Annotated in this window: 17 protein-coding genes; 13 read left to right on the forward strand and 4 right to left on the reverse strand. The window is 60.8% G+C overall.

The window, feature by feature from the left end:
* Positions 1 to 197 precede the first annotated feature (197 nt).
* The 4 genes from EX00_RS25465 to EX00_RS25480 all read left to right on the forward strand — a co-directional run bounded on the left by EX00_RS25465 (position 198) and on the right by EX00_RS25480 (position 3,305).
* Positions 198 to 533, forward strand: coding sequence for an ArsR/SmtB family transcription factor (locus EX00_RS25465; protein ID WP_047464203.1), 336 nt, complete (start codon positions 198 to 200; stop codon positions 531 to 533).
* A complete protein-coding gene (locus EX00_RS25470) occupies positions 526 to 954 on the forward strand; it encodes an SRPBCC family protein (RefSeq protein WP_047464204.1) in 429 nt (142 codons plus the stop codon). The genes EX00_RS25465 and EX00_RS25470 overlap by 8 nt, the downstream gene beginning before the upstream one ends.
* Positions 955 to 1,085: 131 nt before the next feature.
* Positions 1,086 to 1,562 (forward strand): nucleoside deaminase, encoded by a 477-nt coding sequence (locus EX00_RS25475; protein WP_047464521.1) that lies wholly within the window; start codon positions 1,086 to 1,088, stop codon positions 1,560 to 1,562.
* 246 nt (positions 1,563 to 1,808) lie between these two features.
* Positions 1,809 to 3,305 (forward strand): MDR family MFS transporter, encoded by a 1,497-nt coding sequence (locus EX00_RS25480; RefSeq protein ID WP_047464205.1) that lies wholly within the window; start codon positions 1,809 to 1,811, stop codon positions 3,303 to 3,305.
* A 42-nt stretch (positions 3,306 to 3,347) separates the two neighbouring features.
* Here the strand turns inward: EX00_RS25480 and EX00_RS25485 are convergent, their stop codons facing one another.
* Complete coding sequence (locus EX00_RS25485; protein WP_047464206.1) at positions 3,348 to 4,142, reverse strand: FadR/GntR family transcriptional regulator; 795 nt, start codon at positions 4,140 to 4,142, stop codon at positions 3,348 to 3,350.
* Positions 4,143 to 4,525: 383 nt separating this feature from the next.
* Between EX00_RS25485 and EX00_RS25490 the strand changes: the two genes are divergently transcribed.
* Entirely contained in the window at positions 4,526 to 5,989 is a 1,464-nt protein-coding gene (locus EX00_RS25490; protein WP_047464208.1) for an MFS transporter, read from the forward strand.
* A 40-nt stretch (positions 5,990 to 6,029) separates the two neighbouring features.
* Here EX00_RS25490 and EX00_RS31580 read toward each other — a convergent pair whose 3' ends face one another.
* Positions 6,030 to 6,167 carry a hypothetical protein gene (locus EX00_RS31580; RefSeq protein WP_155294138.1) on the reverse strand — a complete coding sequence of 46 codons (138 nt, stop codon included), beginning with the start codon at positions 6,165 to 6,167 and terminating at the stop codon, positions 6,030 to 6,032.
* A gap of 264 nt (positions 6,168 to 6,431) precedes the next feature.
* On the opposite strand from EX00_RS31580, the gene EX00_RS25495 reads away from it, so the two are divergent.
* Together EX00_RS25495 and EX00_RS25500 are read left to right on the forward strand one after the other, a co-directional pair.
* Positions 6,432 to 7,478 carry an NAD(P)-dependent alcohol dehydrogenase gene (locus EX00_RS25495; RefSeq protein WP_047464210.1) on the forward strand — a complete coding sequence of 349 codons (1,047 nt, stop codon included), beginning with the start codon at positions 6,432 to 6,434 and terminating at the stop codon, positions 7,476 to 7,478.
* A gap of 149 nt (positions 7,479 to 7,627) precedes the next feature.
* Positions 7,628 to 9,373, forward strand: a complete 1,746-nt coding sequence (locus EX00_RS25500; RefSeq protein ID WP_047464212.1) for a cation:proton antiporter domain-containing protein — start codon at positions 7,628 to 7,630, stop codon at positions 9,371 to 9,373.
* Between the two features lie 121 nt (positions 9,374 to 9,494).
* Here EX00_RS25500 and EX00_RS25505 read toward each other — a convergent pair whose 3' ends face one another.
* Both EX00_RS25505 and EX00_RS25510 read right to left on the reverse strand, forming a co-directional pair.
* Positions 9,495 to 10,406, reverse strand: a complete 912-nt coding sequence (locus EX00_RS25505) for an acetamidase/formamidase family protein (protein ID WP_047464214.1) — start codon at positions 10,404 to 10,406, stop codon at positions 9,495 to 9,497.
* A gap of 84 nt (positions 10,407 to 10,490) precedes the next feature.
* A complete protein-coding gene (locus tag EX00_RS25510) occupies positions 10,491 to 12,188 on the reverse strand; it encodes a phospholipase D-like domain-containing protein (protein WP_047464216.1) in 1,698 nt (565 codons plus the stop codon).
* Positions 12,189 to 12,625: 437 nt separating this feature from the next.
* Between EX00_RS25510 and EX00_RS25515 the strand changes: the two genes are divergently transcribed.
* The 6 genes from EX00_RS25515 to EX00_RS25540 are packed head-to-tail and all read left to right on the forward strand — an operon-like array spanning position 12,626 to position 19,105.
* Positions 12,626 to 13,429, forward strand: coding sequence for a MetQ/NlpA family ABC transporter substrate-binding protein (locus tag EX00_RS25515; RefSeq protein WP_047464217.1), 804 nt, complete (start codon positions 12,626 to 12,628; stop codon positions 13,427 to 13,429).
* Positions 13,417 to 14,571: a methionine ABC transporter ATP-binding protein gene (locus EX00_RS25520; protein WP_047464219.1), complete on the forward strand. Its 1,155-nt coding sequence runs from the start codon at positions 13,417 to 13,419 to the stop codon at positions 14,569 to 14,571. Before EX00_RS25515 ends, EX00_RS25520 begins: the two co-directional genes overlap by 13 nt.
* Positions 14,552 to 15,205 (forward strand): methionine ABC transporter permease, encoded by a 654-nt coding sequence (locus EX00_RS25525; protein WP_047464221.1) that lies wholly within the window; start codon positions 14,552 to 14,554, stop codon positions 15,203 to 15,205. The genes EX00_RS25520 and EX00_RS25525 overlap by 20 nt, the downstream gene beginning before the upstream one ends.
* 20 nt (positions 15,206 to 15,225) lie before the next feature.
* On the forward strand, positions 15,226 to 16,485 hold the full coding sequence (locus tag EX00_RS25530) for an SfnB family sulfur acquisition oxidoreductase (RefSeq protein ID WP_047464223.1): 1,260 nt from the start codon (positions 15,226 to 15,228) through the stop codon (positions 16,483 to 16,485).
* Between the two features lie 10 nt (positions 16,486 to 16,495).
* A complete protein-coding gene (locus EX00_RS25535; protein ID WP_047464225.1) occupies positions 16,496 to 17,734 on the forward strand; it encodes an SfnB family sulfur acquisition oxidoreductase in 1,239 nt (412 codons plus the stop codon).
* A 12-nt stretch (positions 17,735 to 17,746) separates the two neighbouring features.
* Positions 17,747 to 19,105: an LLM class flavin-dependent oxidoreductase gene (locus EX00_RS25540; RefSeq protein WP_047464227.1), complete on the forward strand. Its 1,359-nt coding sequence runs from the start codon at positions 17,747 to 17,749 to the stop codon at positions 19,103 to 19,105.
* The last annotated feature ends 12 nt before the right edge of the window (positions 19,106 to 19,117 follow it).

Here is a 19,117-nt window from a genome sequence, read left to right on the forward strand (position 1 = left end):
TGGTAAATTGCAAAGGTGATTTAAGTCGCTTGTATGATCGATGGATCTTAGGTTTGCAACTTTCGATTGATTTTCCAGAAGAAATTCTCGACCAAAGGCGCCGCCACCAATCTCGGCTCTGGTGATGATACGAAATATTCATCCATATGGTTGACTATCCGGCGCGATTTTGTATATTCAACCACAGGGGTGAATAAATGGACGAAGATGCTCTGTCACGAATTCTGAAGGCTGCCGGCGATACCACCCGGCGACAAATCTTGACGCTGCTTGTTCAGGAGGGAGCGTTGAGAGTGACGGCGCTCGCCGCTCATTTCGAGATGTCCCTGAACTCCGTCTCCAAGCATATCAAGGTGCTGGAGGAGGCAGGTCTCGTCACCCGCAGGACTTTGGGCCGCGAGCATTTCATTGCCGCGGAGCTCGAACCGCTGCAGCTGACGGAGGGCTGGTTCGCGCAACTGAAGTCGATTTGGGAGCTGCGCCTTGCAGCGCTCGACAACCTACTCGTTTCAAAGGATGAAAGAGATGACTGAGCTTGAATTGACAGTGAACCGCAAAATTGCGGCTCCGCGCGAGAAAGTGTTCAATGCTTGGCTTTCGCCGGAAATGCTGGCGAAATTCATGCGAACGCCGATGGATGGAGGCACGGCATCCAGAGTCAAGACCGATCCGGTCAAGGGCGGGCGATTTTCGATCGTCATGATGGCCGCCGAGCGGGAGATCCCGCATGCGGGCACCTACCTCGAGATCGATCCCTATGTACGCCTCTCCTTTACTTGGGAATCGCCATACTCGCTCGATGACAGCGTGGTGACTATCGATCTTGCCGAACTCGGTCCCGATACGACGGAAATCACCCTGAAACAGGTGAAATTCCGTAACGAGGAGGCGAGGCAGGGCCATACGAAGGGCTGGAACGCGATCCTGGATAATCTCGAGCAAAGCATCGCCTGAGATCAATCCGCGGCCGGGCAATCATTCTGCCCGGCCGCGCATTTCCCGTCATTGCCCCGAAATAGCGGCTTGTCAGCCGCATGAGCTTCGCGCAAGTTGCCGAGATGGCGTTTCATTGCAGGGCAGGGACCATGACCGCACCTCTTAACGACGAAGTCTTTTTGCGCCGTTCCTTCGAGGTGGCGGCGCGGGCACGGTTGAACGGCAATCATCCTTTCGGCGCCATTCTGGTCGGACCTGATGGTACCGTGCTGATGGAGCAGGAAAATGCCTACAATCCAACGCAGGACATGACCGGCCACGCCGAGCGCGTGCTGATGACCAGGGCCTCGCAGCAATATTCGCCGGGGTTTCTCGTACAATGCGCGATGTATACCTCCGCCGAGCCCTGCGCCATGTGCGCCGGTGCCGCCTACTGGGCTGGTGTCGGCCGCGTTGTTTATGGTCTCAGTGAAAGCCAGCTCAAGGAGATCACCGGTAACCATCCGGAAAACCCCACGCTTGACCTGCCTTGTCGGGTCGTTTTCGAGGCGGGCCAGCGCAAGGTCGATGTGGTGGGGCCGATGCTGTGCGAAGAGGCAACGGCGCTGCATGACGGCGTGTGGTGATCCCGGTTCTCCACCAGCGCGACATGTTTTCCAAAAACGTGATGCGGTCGGATCATGCACGACCTTGTTAAACGGTTGACATCCGCCGGTGCAAGTATGCAATGCTTATCATAACGAACCAGCAGGCCAACGCCCCTGTAGTTACTTAACCCTCCGACGTTGATCTCACTATTTATCGTTCGCCCATGGCCGTGTTGACGGCCTGTACGCGTTTGCGGTCGGGTGGAACCGTCAGAAAGGAATGTCATGTCCAGCACGGCCGATCGTTCGAGACGTCCGTTGGTCATTGTCTCGATCATGCTGGCGACCTTCATGGTTGCGATCGAAGCAACGATTGTCGCCACCGCCATGCCGCATATCGTCGGCCAGCTTGGCGGATTTACCTACTATAGCTGGGTCTTCTCCGCGTTTCTTCTGGCGCAGTCCACGACAACGGTGATCTACGGCAAGCTATCGGATATTTTCGGCCGCAAACCGATGCTGATCGGCGGCATCCTGATCTTTCTTGTGGGGTCGGCGCTGGCGGGTTTTGCCTGGTCGATGGCCTCGCTGATCGCCTTCCGGCTGCTTCAGGGTCTCGGTGCCGGCGCCATCCAGCCGGTGACGATGACCGTGGTCGGCGATCTCTACAAGCTGGAGGAGCGTGCCAAGGTGCAGGGCGCGCTTGCCAGCGTCTGGGCGGTGTCAGCCGTCATCGGCCCGCTTGCCGGCGGTGTCATCGTCGACAATCTCTCCTGGGCCTGGATCTTCTGGATCAACCTGCCGATCGGCGTGCTGACCATTATCGGCTTCACGTTCTTCCTGCATGAGCAGATCACGCCGCGCGAAGCGAAGATCGACTATCTCGGCACCATCCTGTTTTCGATCGCGATCATCTCGCTGCTGGTGATCCTCACAGAAACCGGCTCCGGCCTCGGCGTCCTCGGTCCGCTTGCAGCCGTCTTCGTCGTTACCGGCGCATTGTTCATCTGGCAGGAGCGGCGAGCGGCGGAGCCGATCATCTCGATCGAACTCTGGGGCCGGCGGCTGATCGCCACCAGCAATGCGGTCACGCTTCTGGCTGGCATGGCGCTGATCGGGCTGACGACCATCCTGCCGATCTATGTGCAGGGAGTGCTTGGCCGCTCTTCGCTGGTGGCGGGCTTCACGTTGACCATGCTGATTGTCGGATGGCCACTCGCTGTGATGCTGTCGAGCCGCTTCTTCCGCACGTTTGGCATCCGCAGGACGCTCCGTGCCGGCAGCTTCATGTTCCCTTTCGGCGCAACTTTTCTTCTGTTTCTGACGCCGGAGAGCAGCCCGGTCCTGGCCGGCGTCGGCTCGTTCCTGATGGGCTTCGGTATGGGCCTCATCAGCCTGACCAGCATCGTCTTGGTGCAGGACAGCGTCGAATGGTCGATGCGCGGCAGCGCCACGGCGTCGATCATCTTTTCGCGCAGCCTCGGCAATACGCTCGGCGCGACCGCTCTGGGGGCCGTACTCAATATCGGCATCGTCCACTTTGGCAGCGGCGATCTGGCGGCCAGACTGCATGAGGTGCTGAACCAACCGACCGGCCTTTCCGATCTCGCCGCCGATCCGGCGATCCGCGGCGTCTTCGACGCGGCGCTGCACTGGAGCTTCTGGGGTGTCGTCGCGCTTGCCGTCCTGGCCTTTGCGACCACCTGGCTCATTCCAGTGGCGCACGATGCCGGCCGCCGGCAGGTGCCGAAGACGGACGCGCAGGAAGCGATGACGCATTAACGAGATAAGAATGAGCGCTCCGGCTCTTGCGGCGGTAGCGCTTCAGAAATCGTAATTGTTGAAGCGCCAGGAATCGAGCAGGTGGTGCGAGGCCTTGAGTGCTGCGTCGGGATCGCGGGCGACGATCGCGTCGAGAATGGCCTTGTGGTAAGGCAAGGCGTGTTTTTGGCCCTCGGCCACTTCGTCATGGCTCGAAAGCGTGCGATTGGCGTAGATCGCGACCGCGATCAGGTCGATGAGCTGTGCATAGACCATGTTGTGCGTGGCAGCGAAGATCGCCGTGTGGAAGCGCAGATCGGCATCGGCATTGATATTGATGTCGCCGATGGTGGAAACCATGTCCTCATAGGCGGAGGTGATGGCGGCGATATCCTCATCGGTGCCGCGGGTGGCGGCCCGTGCCGTCGCTTCCGGCTCCAGCACTCGCCGGAGATCCTTGATCGAGCGCATGATCTCCACCGACGGTCCGGTCTCGTAATACCAGACCATGACGTCGGTATCGAGATGATGCCAGTTGGCGCGCTCCTTAACGCGGGTGCCGACGCGGGTCTTGATTTCCACCAGTCCCTTGCCGGCCAGGCATTTCATCGCCTCGCGGATGACGGTGCGGCTAATGCCGAACTGTTCCACCAGGTCGGGCTCGTTTGGAAGCGTCGCCCCGACCGGGTAACCGCCGCCGACGATGCGGCGGCCGAGTTCATGGACGAAATAACCGAAGACGCCGCGGCGCGGGATCGTGCCGTATTTGCGGACATAGGCATCGAAGGGCGACTGCGTGACGATCAATTTCGAAATCGGGCTCGCCGGAGCAATCGTTGCATCAATGCCATGTTTCATTAGTGGGACTCTCATGTCTGATTGAAAGGCGAGGTGAGTGAAATCGTCAGCTTGTAGTGGTTCTAGCTGGCGTCACGCTGGTGTATCCAGGCTCGCTTGTGGTGGTTCCATAGTTGGCCGGCTTGGGTTTGGCCGTTCTCGTTGCGCCATGTCGTGACGAAAAGTCTACCATGTCTTGCCTGCGCATGCCTACTGGCGCCATGTCGGCTGGATTGTTCGATAAAGGAGTGCGGGAAGGCGCGGCGTCGTGATCAAATTCTGATCCGGCGATCAAGCGAAACGTGATCGCTTCATTGAATGGTGGGACGATTTCAGCCTATCGGAAATGGGTCGAAACCGTTTAGATGGCTCCGCATGCGATGCGGATTCGGAGCAGTTTTAGAATGAATGATATGTCCACGCGCAAGCGGGAGGATGCAGTGCAGCCGTCCGGCTCCCGGCCGCTGTTGATCGCGCTGCTCGTGGCCGGCGCCTTCTTCATGGAAAACCTGGATGGTACCGTCATCGCCACCGCCCTGCCGCAGATGGCCGTGTCCTTCGGTGCCCGGCCGGTCGACCTCAACATCGGCATGAGCGCCTATCTCTTGACGCTCGGCATCTTCATCCCGATCAGCGGTTGGATCAGCGACCGGTTCGGCGCGCGCCTGGTGTTTACCACGGCCGTCGTCATCTTCACGCTCGCCTCCGTTCTTTGCGGCCTTGCCAACGGTGTCGGTTCCTTCGTCGCCATGCGGATCCTGCAAGGTATCGGCGGCGCGATGATGGTGCCGGTCGGCCGTCTGGTGGTCCTCAACAACACGCCGAAGGATCAATTGATCTCGGCGATTGCGACGATCACCTGGCCGGCGCTGGTGGCGCCTATACTGGGGCCGCCGCTCGGCGGCTTCATCACCGACCATGCCAGCTGGCGCTGGATCTTCTATCTCAACCTACCGCTCGGCATAGTGGCGTTCATCTTCGCCCTTATGCTGATCCCGGAAACCAAAAGCGCAGTCAGGCCGCCCTTCGATTGGATCGGCTTTGTCATCAGCGGTTTTGGCCTCGCAAGTCTGATGTACGGGCTGGAGCTTATCGGTCGACCCGATCCGGTCTGGCTGGAGGCCTGGGCCTATGTCATCGCCGGCTCCGTACTGCTAGCCGGAGCCCTATTCCATTTCCGCAGAAGCGAGCATCCGCTGATCGATCTCTCGGGAATGAAGCTGCGGACCTTCGCCGTGACCATCTGGGGCGGTTCGCTGTTCCGCACCGCCATCGGTGCCGTACCCTTCCTGCTGCCGCTGATGTTCCAGGTCGGCTTCGGGCTGAGCGCCTTTCATGCCGGCATGCTGACGCTTGCGGTCTTTGCCGGCAATCTGGCGATGAAGCCAGGTACGACACCGATCCTGCGGCGCTTCGGCTTCAAGCCGGTGCTGATCGTCAACGGCATCCTCAATGCGATCTTTATCGCGGCCTGCGCGTTGTTTTCTCCGGATACGCCGATCTGGTTCATCATTCCCGTGCTGTTCATCGGCGGCATGTGCCGGTCGATGCATTTTACGGCGCTGAACACCATCGCCTTCGCCGACATCCCGCCGCCGCAGATGACTGGCGCGAACACGCTGTTCAGCACAGCGTTTCAACTGACGATGGGAATGGGGATTGCGGTCGGTGCGATCGGCATCCGCATTGGCCAGGTCATCAGCGCGCCGCTTGGCTTGAGCGGGATCACCGCCATCGAATTTCGCCTGGCTTTCCTCATGCTCGGTGTCATCGCACTGCTCGCGGTTCTCGATTGCCTGCCGCTCGATCCGAAAGCTGGGGATAATGTCTCGCGCAAGCCGAAATCGAGCGCGAAAAAGGCCGCTTGATCAAGAACGACCAGCCGAAAAGCAATCGTCCTCCGGCGACTCAATAGGGATAATGGATGAAGTTGTAATGCAGCAGTAAAGCGGGAACTGTGATCAAAAAGAGAAGAAGTATCGCGATACTCGCCGCGCGCAGCGCCTTCGTCCGGCGGGCGCGCTGGCCGGTCCAGTCATATACCATTTGAGCGTCCTCCTGTTCCGTACCTGGTAAAAGGGCAAGAAATGGAGCGTTAGTCAATATTACTAATATGATTGGTCGTTGAACGGTATTTTAAAAGTGTATTCTAATATTAATATATTCATGGGCGGTTTGATTGATTTTCCATTGCATCGAGCCAATTTGCCGAAAGGTCATTTTGTGATGCCAATCGCGGCTATATAACGAACGTGGATGTCCCTGCCGCCGCGCGGGGCGGGAGTTTACTTCTGAAAGAGGAAAGACGTGATGAGCAAGGTGCGTGCCCTGGTATTGGAGCGCCAGCATGAGCTGGCGCTACGTGACATCGACCTGCCACAGGAGGTCGGGCCGGGCGAGGTGAAGATCAAGATCCATACGGTCGGTGTCTGCGGATCGGATGTGCATTATTACACGCATGGCCGCATCGGTCCGTTTATCGTCAATGCGCCGATGGTGCTCGGGCATGAGGCGGCCGGCACGGTGGTCGAGATTGGCCCTGGTGTTTCGCATCTGAAGGTCGGCGACCGTGTCTGCATGGAGCCCGGCATTCCCGATGCCAATTCCAAGGCGAGCCGCCTCGGCATGTACAATGTCGATCCTGCCGTCAGCTTCTGGGCGACGCCGCCGATCCATGGCGTGCTGACGCCCTTCGTCGTGCATCCGGCCAATTATACCTTCAAGCTGCCGGACAATGTCAGCTTTGCCGAGGGCGCGATGGTCGAGCCTTTCGCGGTTGGCATGCAGGCGGCGACCAAGGCGAAGATCACGCCGGGCGATACCGCCGTCGTGCTCGGCGCCGGGCCGATCGGCACCATGGTGGCGATCGCCGCCCTTGCCGGCGGCTGCGCCCGCGCCATTGTTGCCGATCTCGCCCAGCCGAAGCTTGATATCGCCGCGCAGTATCAGGGTGTGATCCCCGTCAACATCCGCGAGAAGAACCTGATCGAGGAGGTCAAGCGCCTGACCGACGATTGGGGCGCCGATGTCGTGTTCGAATGCTCCGGTTCGCCGAAGGCCTGGGAAACCGTGATGGAACTGCCGCGCCCGGGCGGCGTCATCGTTGCCGTCGGCCTGCCGGTCGCTCCGGTCGGTTTCGATGTCTCGACGGCCTCGACGAAGGAAATCCGCATCGAGACCGTCTTCCGTTACGCGCATCAGTATGAGCGCTCGATCGCGCTGATCGCCTCCGGCCGTGTCGACCTGAAGCCGCTGATCTCGGAGACCTTCGCATTCGAGCAGTCGATCGAAGCCTTCGATCGCGCCGTGGAAGCTCGCCCGAGCGACGTCAAGCTGCAGATCGTTCTGGATCAGTAGGAGCTGCTTTCGCCGCCGTCTTGTTTCGGCAAGGCGGCGGTTTGTCTTTTGTTTCGCATCATCCCGTAGACGTCCCCGCAAATGCGATGCTAGCGTAGCGCGAAACAGCAGGGACAAGGCGGTAACGCCGGAAAACGGGAAGGGCCGCGGTGCCGCACGACGTCGCATTGATAGCATTGATTGCCGCCGGTTTTGGCTTTGCCGCCATATTCGGCTATCTCGCCGACCGGCTGCATCTGCCACCACTGGTCGGATACCTCGTCGCCGGTGTCATGATCGGCTCGGCGACGCCGGGCTTTGTCGCCGACATGGCGCTTGCTTCGCAATTGGCCGAAATCGGCGTCATTCTGCTGATGTTCGGTGTCGGCCTGCATTTTTCGGCGGCCGATCTGCTCGCGGTGCGCGGCGTCGCCATTCCCGGGGCGATCGGCCAGATCGCCATCGCCACATTGCTGGGCATCGGTCTCGCATCGCTCTGGGGTTGGGGGATCGGTGCCGGCCTGGTCCTCGGATTGAGCCTCGCCGTCGCCAGCACCGTCGTGCTCCTGAAGGCTCTGGAGGAGCGCAATCTGGTCAGTTCGACCAATGGCCGCGTTACGGTCGGCTGGCTGATCGTTGAGGATCTGGCGATGGTGCTGGCGCTCGTGCTGCTGCCGGCTTTCGCCGGCGCTCTCGGCGGTCATGCCGATTCCGGCGAGCACGCCGCCACCGGGTCGATCTGGCTGACCATCGGCATCACGCTCCTCAAGGTGGCAGCGTTTGCCGCCGTTGCGATCTTCATCGGCCCCAAGGTCGTTCCCTGGCTGCTGACGTCTGTCGCCCGCACCGGCTCGCGCGAGCTTTTCACCCTGTCCGTTCTCGCTATCGCGCTGGGGATCGCCTTCGGGGCGGCGCAGATATTCGGCGTTTCCTTCGCGCTCGGCGCGTTCTTCGCCGGTCTGATCATGAGCGAGTCCCACCTCAGTCACCGGGCCGCGGCCGATTCCCTGCCGTTGCAGAATGCCTTTTCGGTGCTGTTCTTTGTTTCCGTCGGCATGCTTTTCGATCCCTCGGTGTTGGTGCGCGAACCGCTGATGATCATCGGCGTGCTCGCCCTGATCATTCTCGGAAAGGCATTGATTGCATTCTGTGTGGTGGTGTTGCTGCGCTATCCCCTCGGCATGGGCTTTGCTGTTGCTGCCGGACTTGCCCAGATCGGCGAGTTTTCCTTCATTCTGGCAAGTCTTGGCGTCTCCCTAGGTCTTCTGTCACGCGAGGGGCAGGATCTGATCCTTGCCGGTGCCATCCTGTCGATCACGCTCAACCAGCTGGTTTTCGCCGGCGCCGGGAGGCTGGAGGCATGGGTCTTTTCCCGATGGCCGGCCTTCGCGTCCAATTATGGCATGGCGAAACAGGATAGTTTGTATCGTGAACTGGCCGTCATCAGCGAGCAGCGCGAAGAGCGAGACCGGCAGCATCATCTCGAAATCGAGCAGCTGATCGAGACTTTTCCGATGTTCGCCGAGCTCGATCAGGGCGCGCAGGAGGAGCTGCTGCTGCTCTTCCGGCCACGATCGGCATTGCCGGGCGATCGGGTCATACGCACCGGCGACCGGGGCGACAGCATGTTCTTCGTTGCCTCGGGCGCGGTTGAAGTGCAGCTTGAGGACGAGGAAATCCCGCTCGCCGCCGGCTCCTTCTTCGGCGAGATGGCGGTGTTGACCGGCGCGCGCCGCACTGCCGATGTGGTCGCCGTCGATTTCTGTCAGTTCCTCGTTCTGGAGCGTCGCGATTTCAACCTGTTCATGTCCCGCCACCCGCAACTGCGCGCCGCCGTCAGCAGCCTTGCGCAGGAACGGCAGGAGATGAACGTTTCCCGCAACCAGAGGCGGGATCAATCGCGCGACGCCGGCTGATGAATTTCGCCGAGAAGGCCTAGAGCTGTTCAGCGCTTCATGGAATCGCTTCGCCGCTCTATCCTTTTGTTTTGACGCAATTCCGGACGGAAAACTGCTACACACTTTTCCTGGAATTGCTTTAGCGCCGCGTCAGCCAGCTCTTTGAAACGCGGCAGGCCATCGTATAGGCTGGGTCGAAGACATTGCCGACATCGTAGCGCACGACCTGGCCGAGCAGATGGCTGGCGGCCGTCTTGTCGAGGCCATAGTCGGAGCCAAGCCAGCGCAGCATTTCGCTAGTTGCGTGCTGTAGCGCCTGGTCGAGTGGCCGGGCATTGCCGATGGTGAAAATGTCGTCCGCCGTCTCGCCGCGCGGCCAGACGATCGTCTTCTTCTTTTCGACGCTGAGCCGCACCGTGACCTCGAAGGTGGTCTCGATGCCGGTCCCTACGATCTCGCCGTCTCCTTGCACCGCGTGGCAGTCACCGAGGAAGAAAAGGGCGCCGGGCGCGGAGACGGGAAACCAGATCGTCGTGCCGGGTCCGAGCAGGCGATAATCCATATTGCCGCCGTACTCACCGCTGGTTGCGGTCGAAATAGCCTGGCCGAGGGAAGGGGCAACACCGAAGCAGCCGATCATCGGCGACAGCGGCAGCACCAAAGCCTCCAGACCAGCGACCGGCTCGGAAAGCTGGGCCGTCAAAGCCTCGCGATCGATCTGCCAGATTACCCTGTCGCTCGGTGGCAGCGTGCGCACGTCTTCCGGATCGACGACATTGCCGGCAACGACGCTACGGGTAAAACCCGTATCGCGCGTCGGGACCATGCCGAGGATCTCGACCTTGAGCGAATCGCCCGGCTCCGCGCCTTCGACAAAAATCGGACCGTTCATCGGGTTGGGGCCTGGGGCCTGCCGGATATTTCCCCTGTCATAGCCGGCCGCGTCGATCGTCTCGGTGATGACGGTGTCGCCATCGACGATGTACAATGCCGGGAAAAGTGAGCCGAGGACATTGTGATAGGCGGTTGGAGCGAAGCGGTGCGTTGCCATGGGGCGTCAGCCTTATCTGGAGTTCGGTCCCCCTAACCTAGGCTGGGTTTCGCCCCGGTGAAAGGAGCGGAATGGTCGCAGTTCTCACGGTCCGACGAAATATCTCCGGCGCTTGGCCTTATAGCTCCGTTCATCGAACTGGCCGCGTAGCCAATCTTCCGGGTTTGCCTTCAAATATCCGGCATCCGGATCCTGCTTGTTGGCATCGGTGAGCTTCTTGATGACGTAGCGCGCGTAGTGATGGTCAAAAATACGCAGGAACTCGCCAAAATAAATATCGGCGACACGCGTATCGCCGCGGACCACGATCATGTTCTCGTCATTAATGCGCTGCGAGGGCTGGCTGAAATTTGCCGAGCCGCTGACGACGAGCGGATCGTCGCTCAACGGATCGACCAGCATGAATTTATCATGGATGTAATCGTTGGTGTTGAGCGGGTTGTCGCGCTCCGCCAGAAAATTTGCCAGCGCGCCGCTTTCCAGGCGTCCGCCGGCGGCGAAGAGAACGTCGCGGTCGCGGCCGATGATCTCGCCGTCACCGAGATCGTCATCCTTGACGATATAGCGCAGCACGTCATTGTCCTGGGCGATCACCTTGCTGAAGACCTTGTCCAGGTTGAAGGCGAGCGTGATGCAGGAAATCTCCCGCGCCTCGCCCATCCGGTCGGCATACCATTGCAGGGATTCGCTGCTGTCCTTCGCGTCGCGGGCGCTGAAGACCGGTGTGACGCTGTTCGGCTGGGTGCGGCCAGGAGGCAGGGACGTCAGCGCGCGATTTTTCGGTCGCAATTTGGTCGGCGTCAGGTTCTGCGACAGCAGCGTCCAGTATTCGAGATAGGTCTCGGCGATCGTCGGGCTCCAGACGATATGACCGACATTCGAATGGCCGAAGAGGCCGCCGTCGGAAATATTCGTCGATCCCGTCCAGACCGCGATCGGCTTTTCGTCCTCAAGCAGGATGATGAACTTGTTGTGGCGGATGCCCTCGGTCACGGTGCGCGGGATGACCACCTTCATCTCGTCGAGCCGGGCATTGTGGATAACCGCTTCGTTCGCCGCCTTGTAGGTCTTCTCGTCATCGAAGACGATCTTCACGTCTGCGCCAGCTTCCACCGCTTTGGCGAAGGCATTCGCGACCGGCTGATAATGGAACTCATAAAGCGCCGCGCGAAGCCCGAAGCGGTGATCCTCGGCAAGGCCGATGAACTTGATGAGCGCCTCGAAGAGCCCGCGCGATAGCCAGACCATCTCCTCGGCCATGGGATTGTCGGCATTGGGCATGCGGTTGCCGAAACGGCGGGCATAGGCCTGCGAGCCGATCACGCCGCGATTGAAGTAAACGTCATGGCGGGCTTCATCGTTTCTCTTGTCGGGATTGAGCAGATATTCCAGCTCGGTCGCGATTTCGAGGGTGACGGCCGAGGCGGTGTCGAGCTGCAGCATCTTCACCGTGCCGTAGACCGGGACGATCTGGTAGCGGTAGGTGTGATCGGTTTCCGCCGTATAGTCGGCCCATTGGAAGCTCTGCACCGGATGCTCCGCCGTGCTGACGGGCGTCCCCGGCGGCAGACCCTTATCCTTGTCCTTGAAGCGCTTGATGCCGGTCATCCAATAGCGCTCGACGACCGCGTCGTCCTTGAGCTCCTCGCGCTGAATGGCAAATCCCATCAGCCCGGTTTTCTTGGCGTCCTGTCCGGGAACGAAGTCCCACGCCAGGATGACCACATAGGTTCCCGCAATTGCCCGCGCGCGCAAAACCGCACTTACCGCTGTAACCCGCATATCTCATCCCCCAATGGTCCAGTCGCCGGAGGGTCGATGCGCCTTTGAGGATTGGGTACCCCTTAAGGACGCCGAGGCTGCGGGGCGAAAGCCGACCGCAAACCGGGTTCGGACTGCACATCAACTCTCATGCGAAGCGCGACGAAAGAGCAGTACATCTTTTCAGCGAAGATAGTCTTTTACCATAACAACCGGATGAATGCTCGCATCGAAATGGCGGGATATGTTTTGCCGCATCTCGCCTTCCTCGCACATCAGCGGAGGCATCGTTAAAACGTTGCGCGGCAAACTTTCCGCCATACCCTCATATCAAGGAATAAATTTGCCCGGCGCTCCCGGATTCTGGCACGGCACGTTTTGTGCATAAAAACTATCGTCTTTATGATCATCCTCATTGAGGGAGCGTTGGCTCACCCATTTCGATCGAGGGGACATAGATGAAACATACCATCGCAAATCTATTTGCGGCTGCGGCTCTGCTGCTTTCCACCCAGGCCTTTGCCGACACTTTGAAAGTCGGCGTCGTGCCGGGCGTTTACGCCGATTCAGTCGAGGCGCTTGTCCCGGAGGCCAAGGCCAAGGGGCTGGATATCCAGGTGGTCGAATTCAGCGACTGGACGACGCCGAATGTCGCGCTTCAGTCGGGCGATATCGACGTCAATTATTTCCAGCACAAGCCCTTCCTCGATAATGCGATCAAAGAACGCGGCTATGATTTCGTCGGCGTCGGCCAAGGGGTCCTTGCCAACATCGGTCTCTATTCGTTGAAGCATAAGGATTTCGCCAGCATTCCCGAGGGCGGCACGGTCGCCATCGCCAATGATCCCGTCAATCAGGGCCGTGGCCTGTTGCTGTTGCAGAAGGCCGGCCTCATCAAGCTGCGCGACGGTGTCGGCTTCAAAGGCACGCTGGATGACATCACCGACAATCCGAAGAAGCTGACCTTCAAGGAAATCGAAGGTCCGCAGCTTGCACGCGTCACTGGCGATGTCGATCTGGCGCAAGGCTATCCGCATTTCATCGTCGCGGCCAAGGCCTTCGACCCGTCATCCGGCCTGCTTTATTCCGGTGTGGACGACAAGCAGTTTGCGATCGTCTTCACCGCCCGCAAGGACAAAGCCGACAATCCGGCGCTGAAGGAATTCGTCGCCCTCTATCAGAACTCTCCAGCGGTTCGCCAGGCTATCGACAAGGCCTTTGCTTCCAACAGCAAGCTCTACACGTTGCCATGGCTGCAGTAATCGACAACGACATCGCTACCGCCGACCTCTCGTCTCTCCCGCGTGTGGGGCGGATCCCGGTGGTGGTGCAGGAACCTGACACGGAACTCGGGCAACGCCCGGGTTCCGTCGTCTTCGAGGGGATCGGCAAGACCTACATCTCTTCGGCCGGATCGGTGCGGGCGCTGCAGGACATCAGCCTGGATATACCGGCGGGTGCGATCTACGGCATTATCGGGCGCAGCGGTGCCGGCAAATCGAGCCTGCTCAGGACGATCAACCGGCTGGAAAAGCCGACAAGCGGTCGTGTTCTCGTCGATGGAGAAGATATCGGCGGATATAATGAGGATACGCTGGTGGCCTTGCGCCGCCGGGTCGGGATGATCTTCCAGCACTTCAATCTGCTGTCGGCCAAGACCGTCTGGGGCAATGTCGCGCTGCCGCTGATTGTGGCCGGCGTGCCACGCCGCCAGATCGAGGAGCGCGTCGCAGAGGTTCTGGCGCTCGTCGGGCTTGAGGACAAGCGCGACACCTATCCCTCACGCCTGTCCGGCGGCCAGAAGCAGCGTGTCGGCATTGCCCGCGCCCTGGTTCATCACCCGGAGATTCTGCTCTGCGACGAGGCGACATCGGCGCTTGATCCGGAGACGACGCTGTCTATCCTGCAGTTGCTGAAGGATATCAATCGCCGCCTCAACCTCACCATCGTGCTGATCACCCATGAGATGAGCGTCATCCGCGAAATCTGCGATCATGTCGTCGTCCTCGAGCAGGGCGGCATGGTCGAATCCGGTCCGGTCTGGCGCGTCTTTGGCAATCCGCGGCACGACGCCACCCGCGCGCTGTTGCAGCCGTTGCATCGCGACATTCCCGAGGATGTGGCACGGCGCCTGCGGCTGGAGGCCGATCCTGCTCGCCGCGAAGATGCGATCATTGCGCTGTCCTACACGGGCGAGGGCGGATTGGAGCCGGATATTGCCGCCATTGCCACCGCCATCGGTGCGCCGGTGCGGCTGTTGCAAAGTTCGCTCGACCGGATCGACGGCCATGTCCATGGCCGCCTGCTGATCGCTACACGTCGGCCGGAAAGCCAAAGGCTGGCGCGGCTCGACGGCCTTGCGCATGAAACAAGGATATTGGGCTATGTCGACGTTGATGTATGAACGCCTGTGGCGGGCATTGCTCGACACCATAGTCATGGTCGGTGTCTCCGCCGTTTTTGCCCTGGTGATCGGTATTCCGCTGGCGGTGTTCCTGGTGTTGTCGGGGCCGGGCGGCCTCATCCATGCGCCGCGTCTCAACCGGGTGCTGGCGGCACTCATCAACGGGTTCCGCGCCACACCCTTCATCGTGCTTCTGGTCGCCCTGCTGCCGCTGACGCGGTTGCTGACCGGCACCACGATCGGCGTCTGGGCGGCGATCGTGCCCCTGTCGATCAGTGCCACGCCGTTCTTCGCGCGCATTGCCGAAGTCAGCCTGCGCGAGGTCGATGGTGGGTTGATCGAGGCGGCGCAGGCGATCGGTTGCCGTCGCTGGCATATCGTTCGCCATGTGCTCTTGCCGGAAGCGCTGCCCGGTATCGTCGGCGGCTTCACCATCACCATCGTCAGCATGATCGGTGCGTCGGCCATGGCCGGCGCCATCGGTGCCGGCGGTCTTGGCGATATGGCGATCCGCTACGGCTATCAACGTTACGACACGACGGTGATGGCCATGGTCATCGTTGTCCTCATCGCACTCGTCTGCCTCGTGCAGTTTACCGGCGACTATGCCGTTAGCCGCCTGCGGGCACGCTGACGTTTTCTCAGGAGTTTTGCATGACCGACGCCTACCCCACGGGCTCGAACACTATATCCACCGAAACGACGGAGCCGCGCCGGCCGGCACCGCCATGGCCACCACGTCTCATCGAAACCGACGATCAGGCAATCAAAACTGCCGAGGCGCTGGCCGAGAAATTCCGGACAGGGGCGTCCGAGCGTGACCGCGAACGGCGGCTCCCCTGGGAGGAGATTGATCTCTATACGGAAAGCGGCCTTGGCGGCATCACGGTTCCGAACGCCTATGGCGGCGCCGAAGTTTCGCATGTCACGCTCGCCAAGGTCTTCGAGATCCTCTGTGCGGCCGATCCGGCGCTCGGCCAGATCCCGCAGAACCAGTTCGGCGTGCTGTCGCTGTTGCGCGAGATCGGCACGGAAGAGCAGAAGCGCCGCTTCTATGGCGATATTCTCAGGGGTTACCGCATCGGCAATGCCGGACCGGAGCGTGGCCGCAATGCCGTCAATGTCAGCACGACGCGCCTGCGCCAGACGCCTGACGGGCTGCGGCTGACCGGTCGGCGCTTCTATTCGACCGGCGCCATCTTCGCGCACTGGATACCGACACGCGCCGTCGACGATCAGGATCGTCCGGTTCAGGTCTGGGCGCCCTATGACGCTAGCGGCGTCAACGTCATCGACGACTGGTCCTCCTTCGGCCAGCGGACGACAGCCAGCGGCACGGTGGAATTCACTGATGTTGCGATCGGTAGAGAACAGGTCTTTCCCGTCTGGCAGCTTGCCGACCGTCCGGGCATAACCGGGCCGGTCTCGCAGCTCATTCAGGTGGCGATTGATGCCGGCATCGCCCGCGCAGCGATCGAGGACACGGTCGCTTTCGTCAAGGACTATGCGCGCCCGTGGATGGATTCCGGCCTGCAATCGGCAAGTGACGATCCGACCATCATTCACGAGATCGGCCATCTCTATACCGAACTCCACGCCGCGCAGGCATTACTCTACGCCGCCGGCGAAGTGTTGGACGAAGTGGCGCGCGCGCCGATCACCGAGGCATCTAGCGCGCGGGCTTCGGCAGCGGTTGCCGAAGCAAAGATCCTGACGACGGAGATCGCTCTGGAGGCGACCGAGAAGCTGTTCGATCTGGCGGGTTCGGCCGCAACCCGCGCCGGGCACAATCTCGATCGGCATTGGCGCAATGCGCGGGTGCATACGCTGCATGATCCGGTGCGCTGGAAATATCACCTGCTTGGCAATTACCAGCTCAACGGCGTCTTCCCAGCCCGCCATCAGTGGAATTAGGAGCGTCGACATGGCCGACATCAATTCACCCACATCCGTTTCGCCCGCGCCGCCACCAAGCCGCCCCGCCGATATCATCCGTGACGATGCGCAGGCGCTTGAGGTCGCGGCGCGGCTCGCCACCGACTTTGCTGCGAGCGCTTCAGCGCGTGACAGCGAGCGGCTTCTGCCCTGGGCGGAACTCGATCAATACAGCAGCAGCGGCCTCTGGGGTATCACCGTTCCCCGCGAATATGGCGGCGCGGGCGTCTCGGCGAAGACCGTCGCGCAGACGATCGTCACCATCGGTGCCGCAGACGGGTCGCTGTCGCAGATTCCGCAGAACCATTATTACGCGCTGGAGGTACTTCGCGTCGGCGGGAGCGCGGAACAGAAGGCTTTCTTCTACAAGCGTGTGCTGGCCGGCGAGCGGCTGGGCAATGCGCTCGCCGAAATCGGTCAGCGCGATTTTAAGCGCCGCACCCGGCTCGTGCGCGAGCCCGGCGGCTGGTATGTCGAGGGAAAGAAGTTCTACTGCACCGGCGCGATCTACGCCCACTGGATTCCGACCTTGGTCGTTGCCGAGGAGGAGAGTGGACCTGTAACCTATCTCGCCTTCGTTCCCCGGAACGCGCCGGGCGTCACAATCCATGATGATTGGGACGGTTTCGGGCAGCGTGTGACGGGCAGTGGCACGGTATTGTTCGAGCGGGTCAGGATAGAGTCGGAATGGGTCGTTCCGTTCCAGACCTCCTTCGAGCGGCCGACGACCATCGGGCCGTTTGCGCAGATCATGCATGCGGCCATCGATCTCGGTATCGGTTTCGGCGCCTATCAGGAGATGCTGCGCTTCATCCGTGAGCGCGCTCGGCCCTGGTTGGACGCCAAGGTCGATCGTGCCTCCGACGATCCGCTGACGCTGCATCAGGTCGGCAATGTCTGGCTGCGGCTGCGGGCGGCGCAGGCGCTGCTTGATCGTGCAGCCGCTGAGGTCGATGCGGCGCGGGCCGATATGACGGAAGAGAGCGTTGCGCGTGCGTCGATCGCCGTGGCGGAAGCGAAAATCCTGTCGACGAAGGCCGGGCTGCTCGCCGCCAACAAGCTGTTCGAACTGTCCGGCACGTCCTCGACGCTGGCGGAGGACAATCTCGATCGTTACTGGCGCAATGTGCGGACGCACACGCTGCACGATCCGGTCCGCTGGAAGTATCAAGCTGTCGGCAACTACTACCTGAATGGCAAACTGCCGCCGCGTCACGGCGCGATCTAGGTTATCGATGCCATGAAGAAACAGATCCTCCTCAATGCCTTCAACATGAACTCCGTCGGCCATATCAATCATGGCCTCTGGACGCATCCACGCGACCGGTCGGATCAGTACAAGACGCTCGACTATTGGACATCGGTTGCCAGGACGCTGGAACGTGGCCTGTTCGACGGCATATTCCTTGCCGATATTGTCGGCGTCTATGATGTCTATCAGAACTCCGTCGACCTGACGCTGCGCGAATCCATCCAGCTTCCGGTCAACGATCCGCTGCTTCTGGTCTCCGGCATGGCGGCGGTGACGCGGCATCTCGGTTTCGGCATCACCGTCAACCTCAATTCGGAAGTGCCCTATCTCTTCGCCCGCCGCATGTCGACGCTCGATCACCTGACGGGTGGCCGCATCGGCTGGAACATCGTCACCGGCTATCTCGACAGCGCCGCCCGAGCGCTCGGCCAGGATGGGCAGGCGGATCATGACACGCGCTATGATCGCGCCGACGATTATCTGGAGGTGCTCTACAAGCTCTGGGAAGGAAGCTGGGACGACGACGCGGTGCGTGCCGACCGGCAGGCACGGATTTTCGCCGATCCCGCCAAGGTCAGGCCGATCCATCATCGCGGGCCGTTTTATCAGGTTGACGGCTATCATCTTTCCGAACCCTCCATACAGCGGACGCCGATGCTCTATCAGGCCGGCACGTCGGCGCGCGGCCGCCAGTTCGCGGCAAGGCATGCCGAATGCGTCTTCATCACCGCGACCGACAAGAATGCGGCACGGACCACCTCGCGCATACTGAGACAGGCGGTCGTCGACGCGGGACGACGGCCGGAGGACGTGAAGATATTCGTCGGGATTACTGTGATCCCGGATCGCTCGCGGCAGGCGGCACAAGAAAAATACGAGGATTATCTACGCCATGCGAGCCCGGAAGCGGGACTGGCGCATTTCGCGGCCAGCACCGGCATCGATTTTTCCCGCTATGAGCTGGACGATCCGATTGCCTACGGTACCTCCAATGCCATCCAGTCGGCAACGCAGCTCGCGCAGCAGCGCGGCTGGACCAAGCGGCAATTGCTGAAGGAATTGGCCGTCGGCGGCCGCTATCCGGTTATCGTCGGCGACGCTGCGGATATTGCCGACGAGCTCGAAAGCTGGATCACCGAAGGCGAGATCGACGGGTTCAATCTGACGCGAACGGTGACGCCGGAGAGCTACGAGGATTTCATCGACATCGTCGTGCCTGCCTTGCAGGATCGCGGTCTCTACAAGACGGCTTACGGTGAGGGATCACTGCGAAACCGAATCTTCGGCGAGGGCGATCGATTGCCGGCGCGGCACGCGGCTGCGTCGTTTCGCAATGGCCGGTTATAGCGGATGCTTTGG

Source organism: Martinezella rhizogenes, assembly GCF_000799715.1.
GTDB classification, from domain to species: Bacteria; Pseudomonadota; Alphaproteobacteria; order Rhizobiales; family Rhizobiaceae; genus Rhizobium; species Rhizobium rhizogenes_C.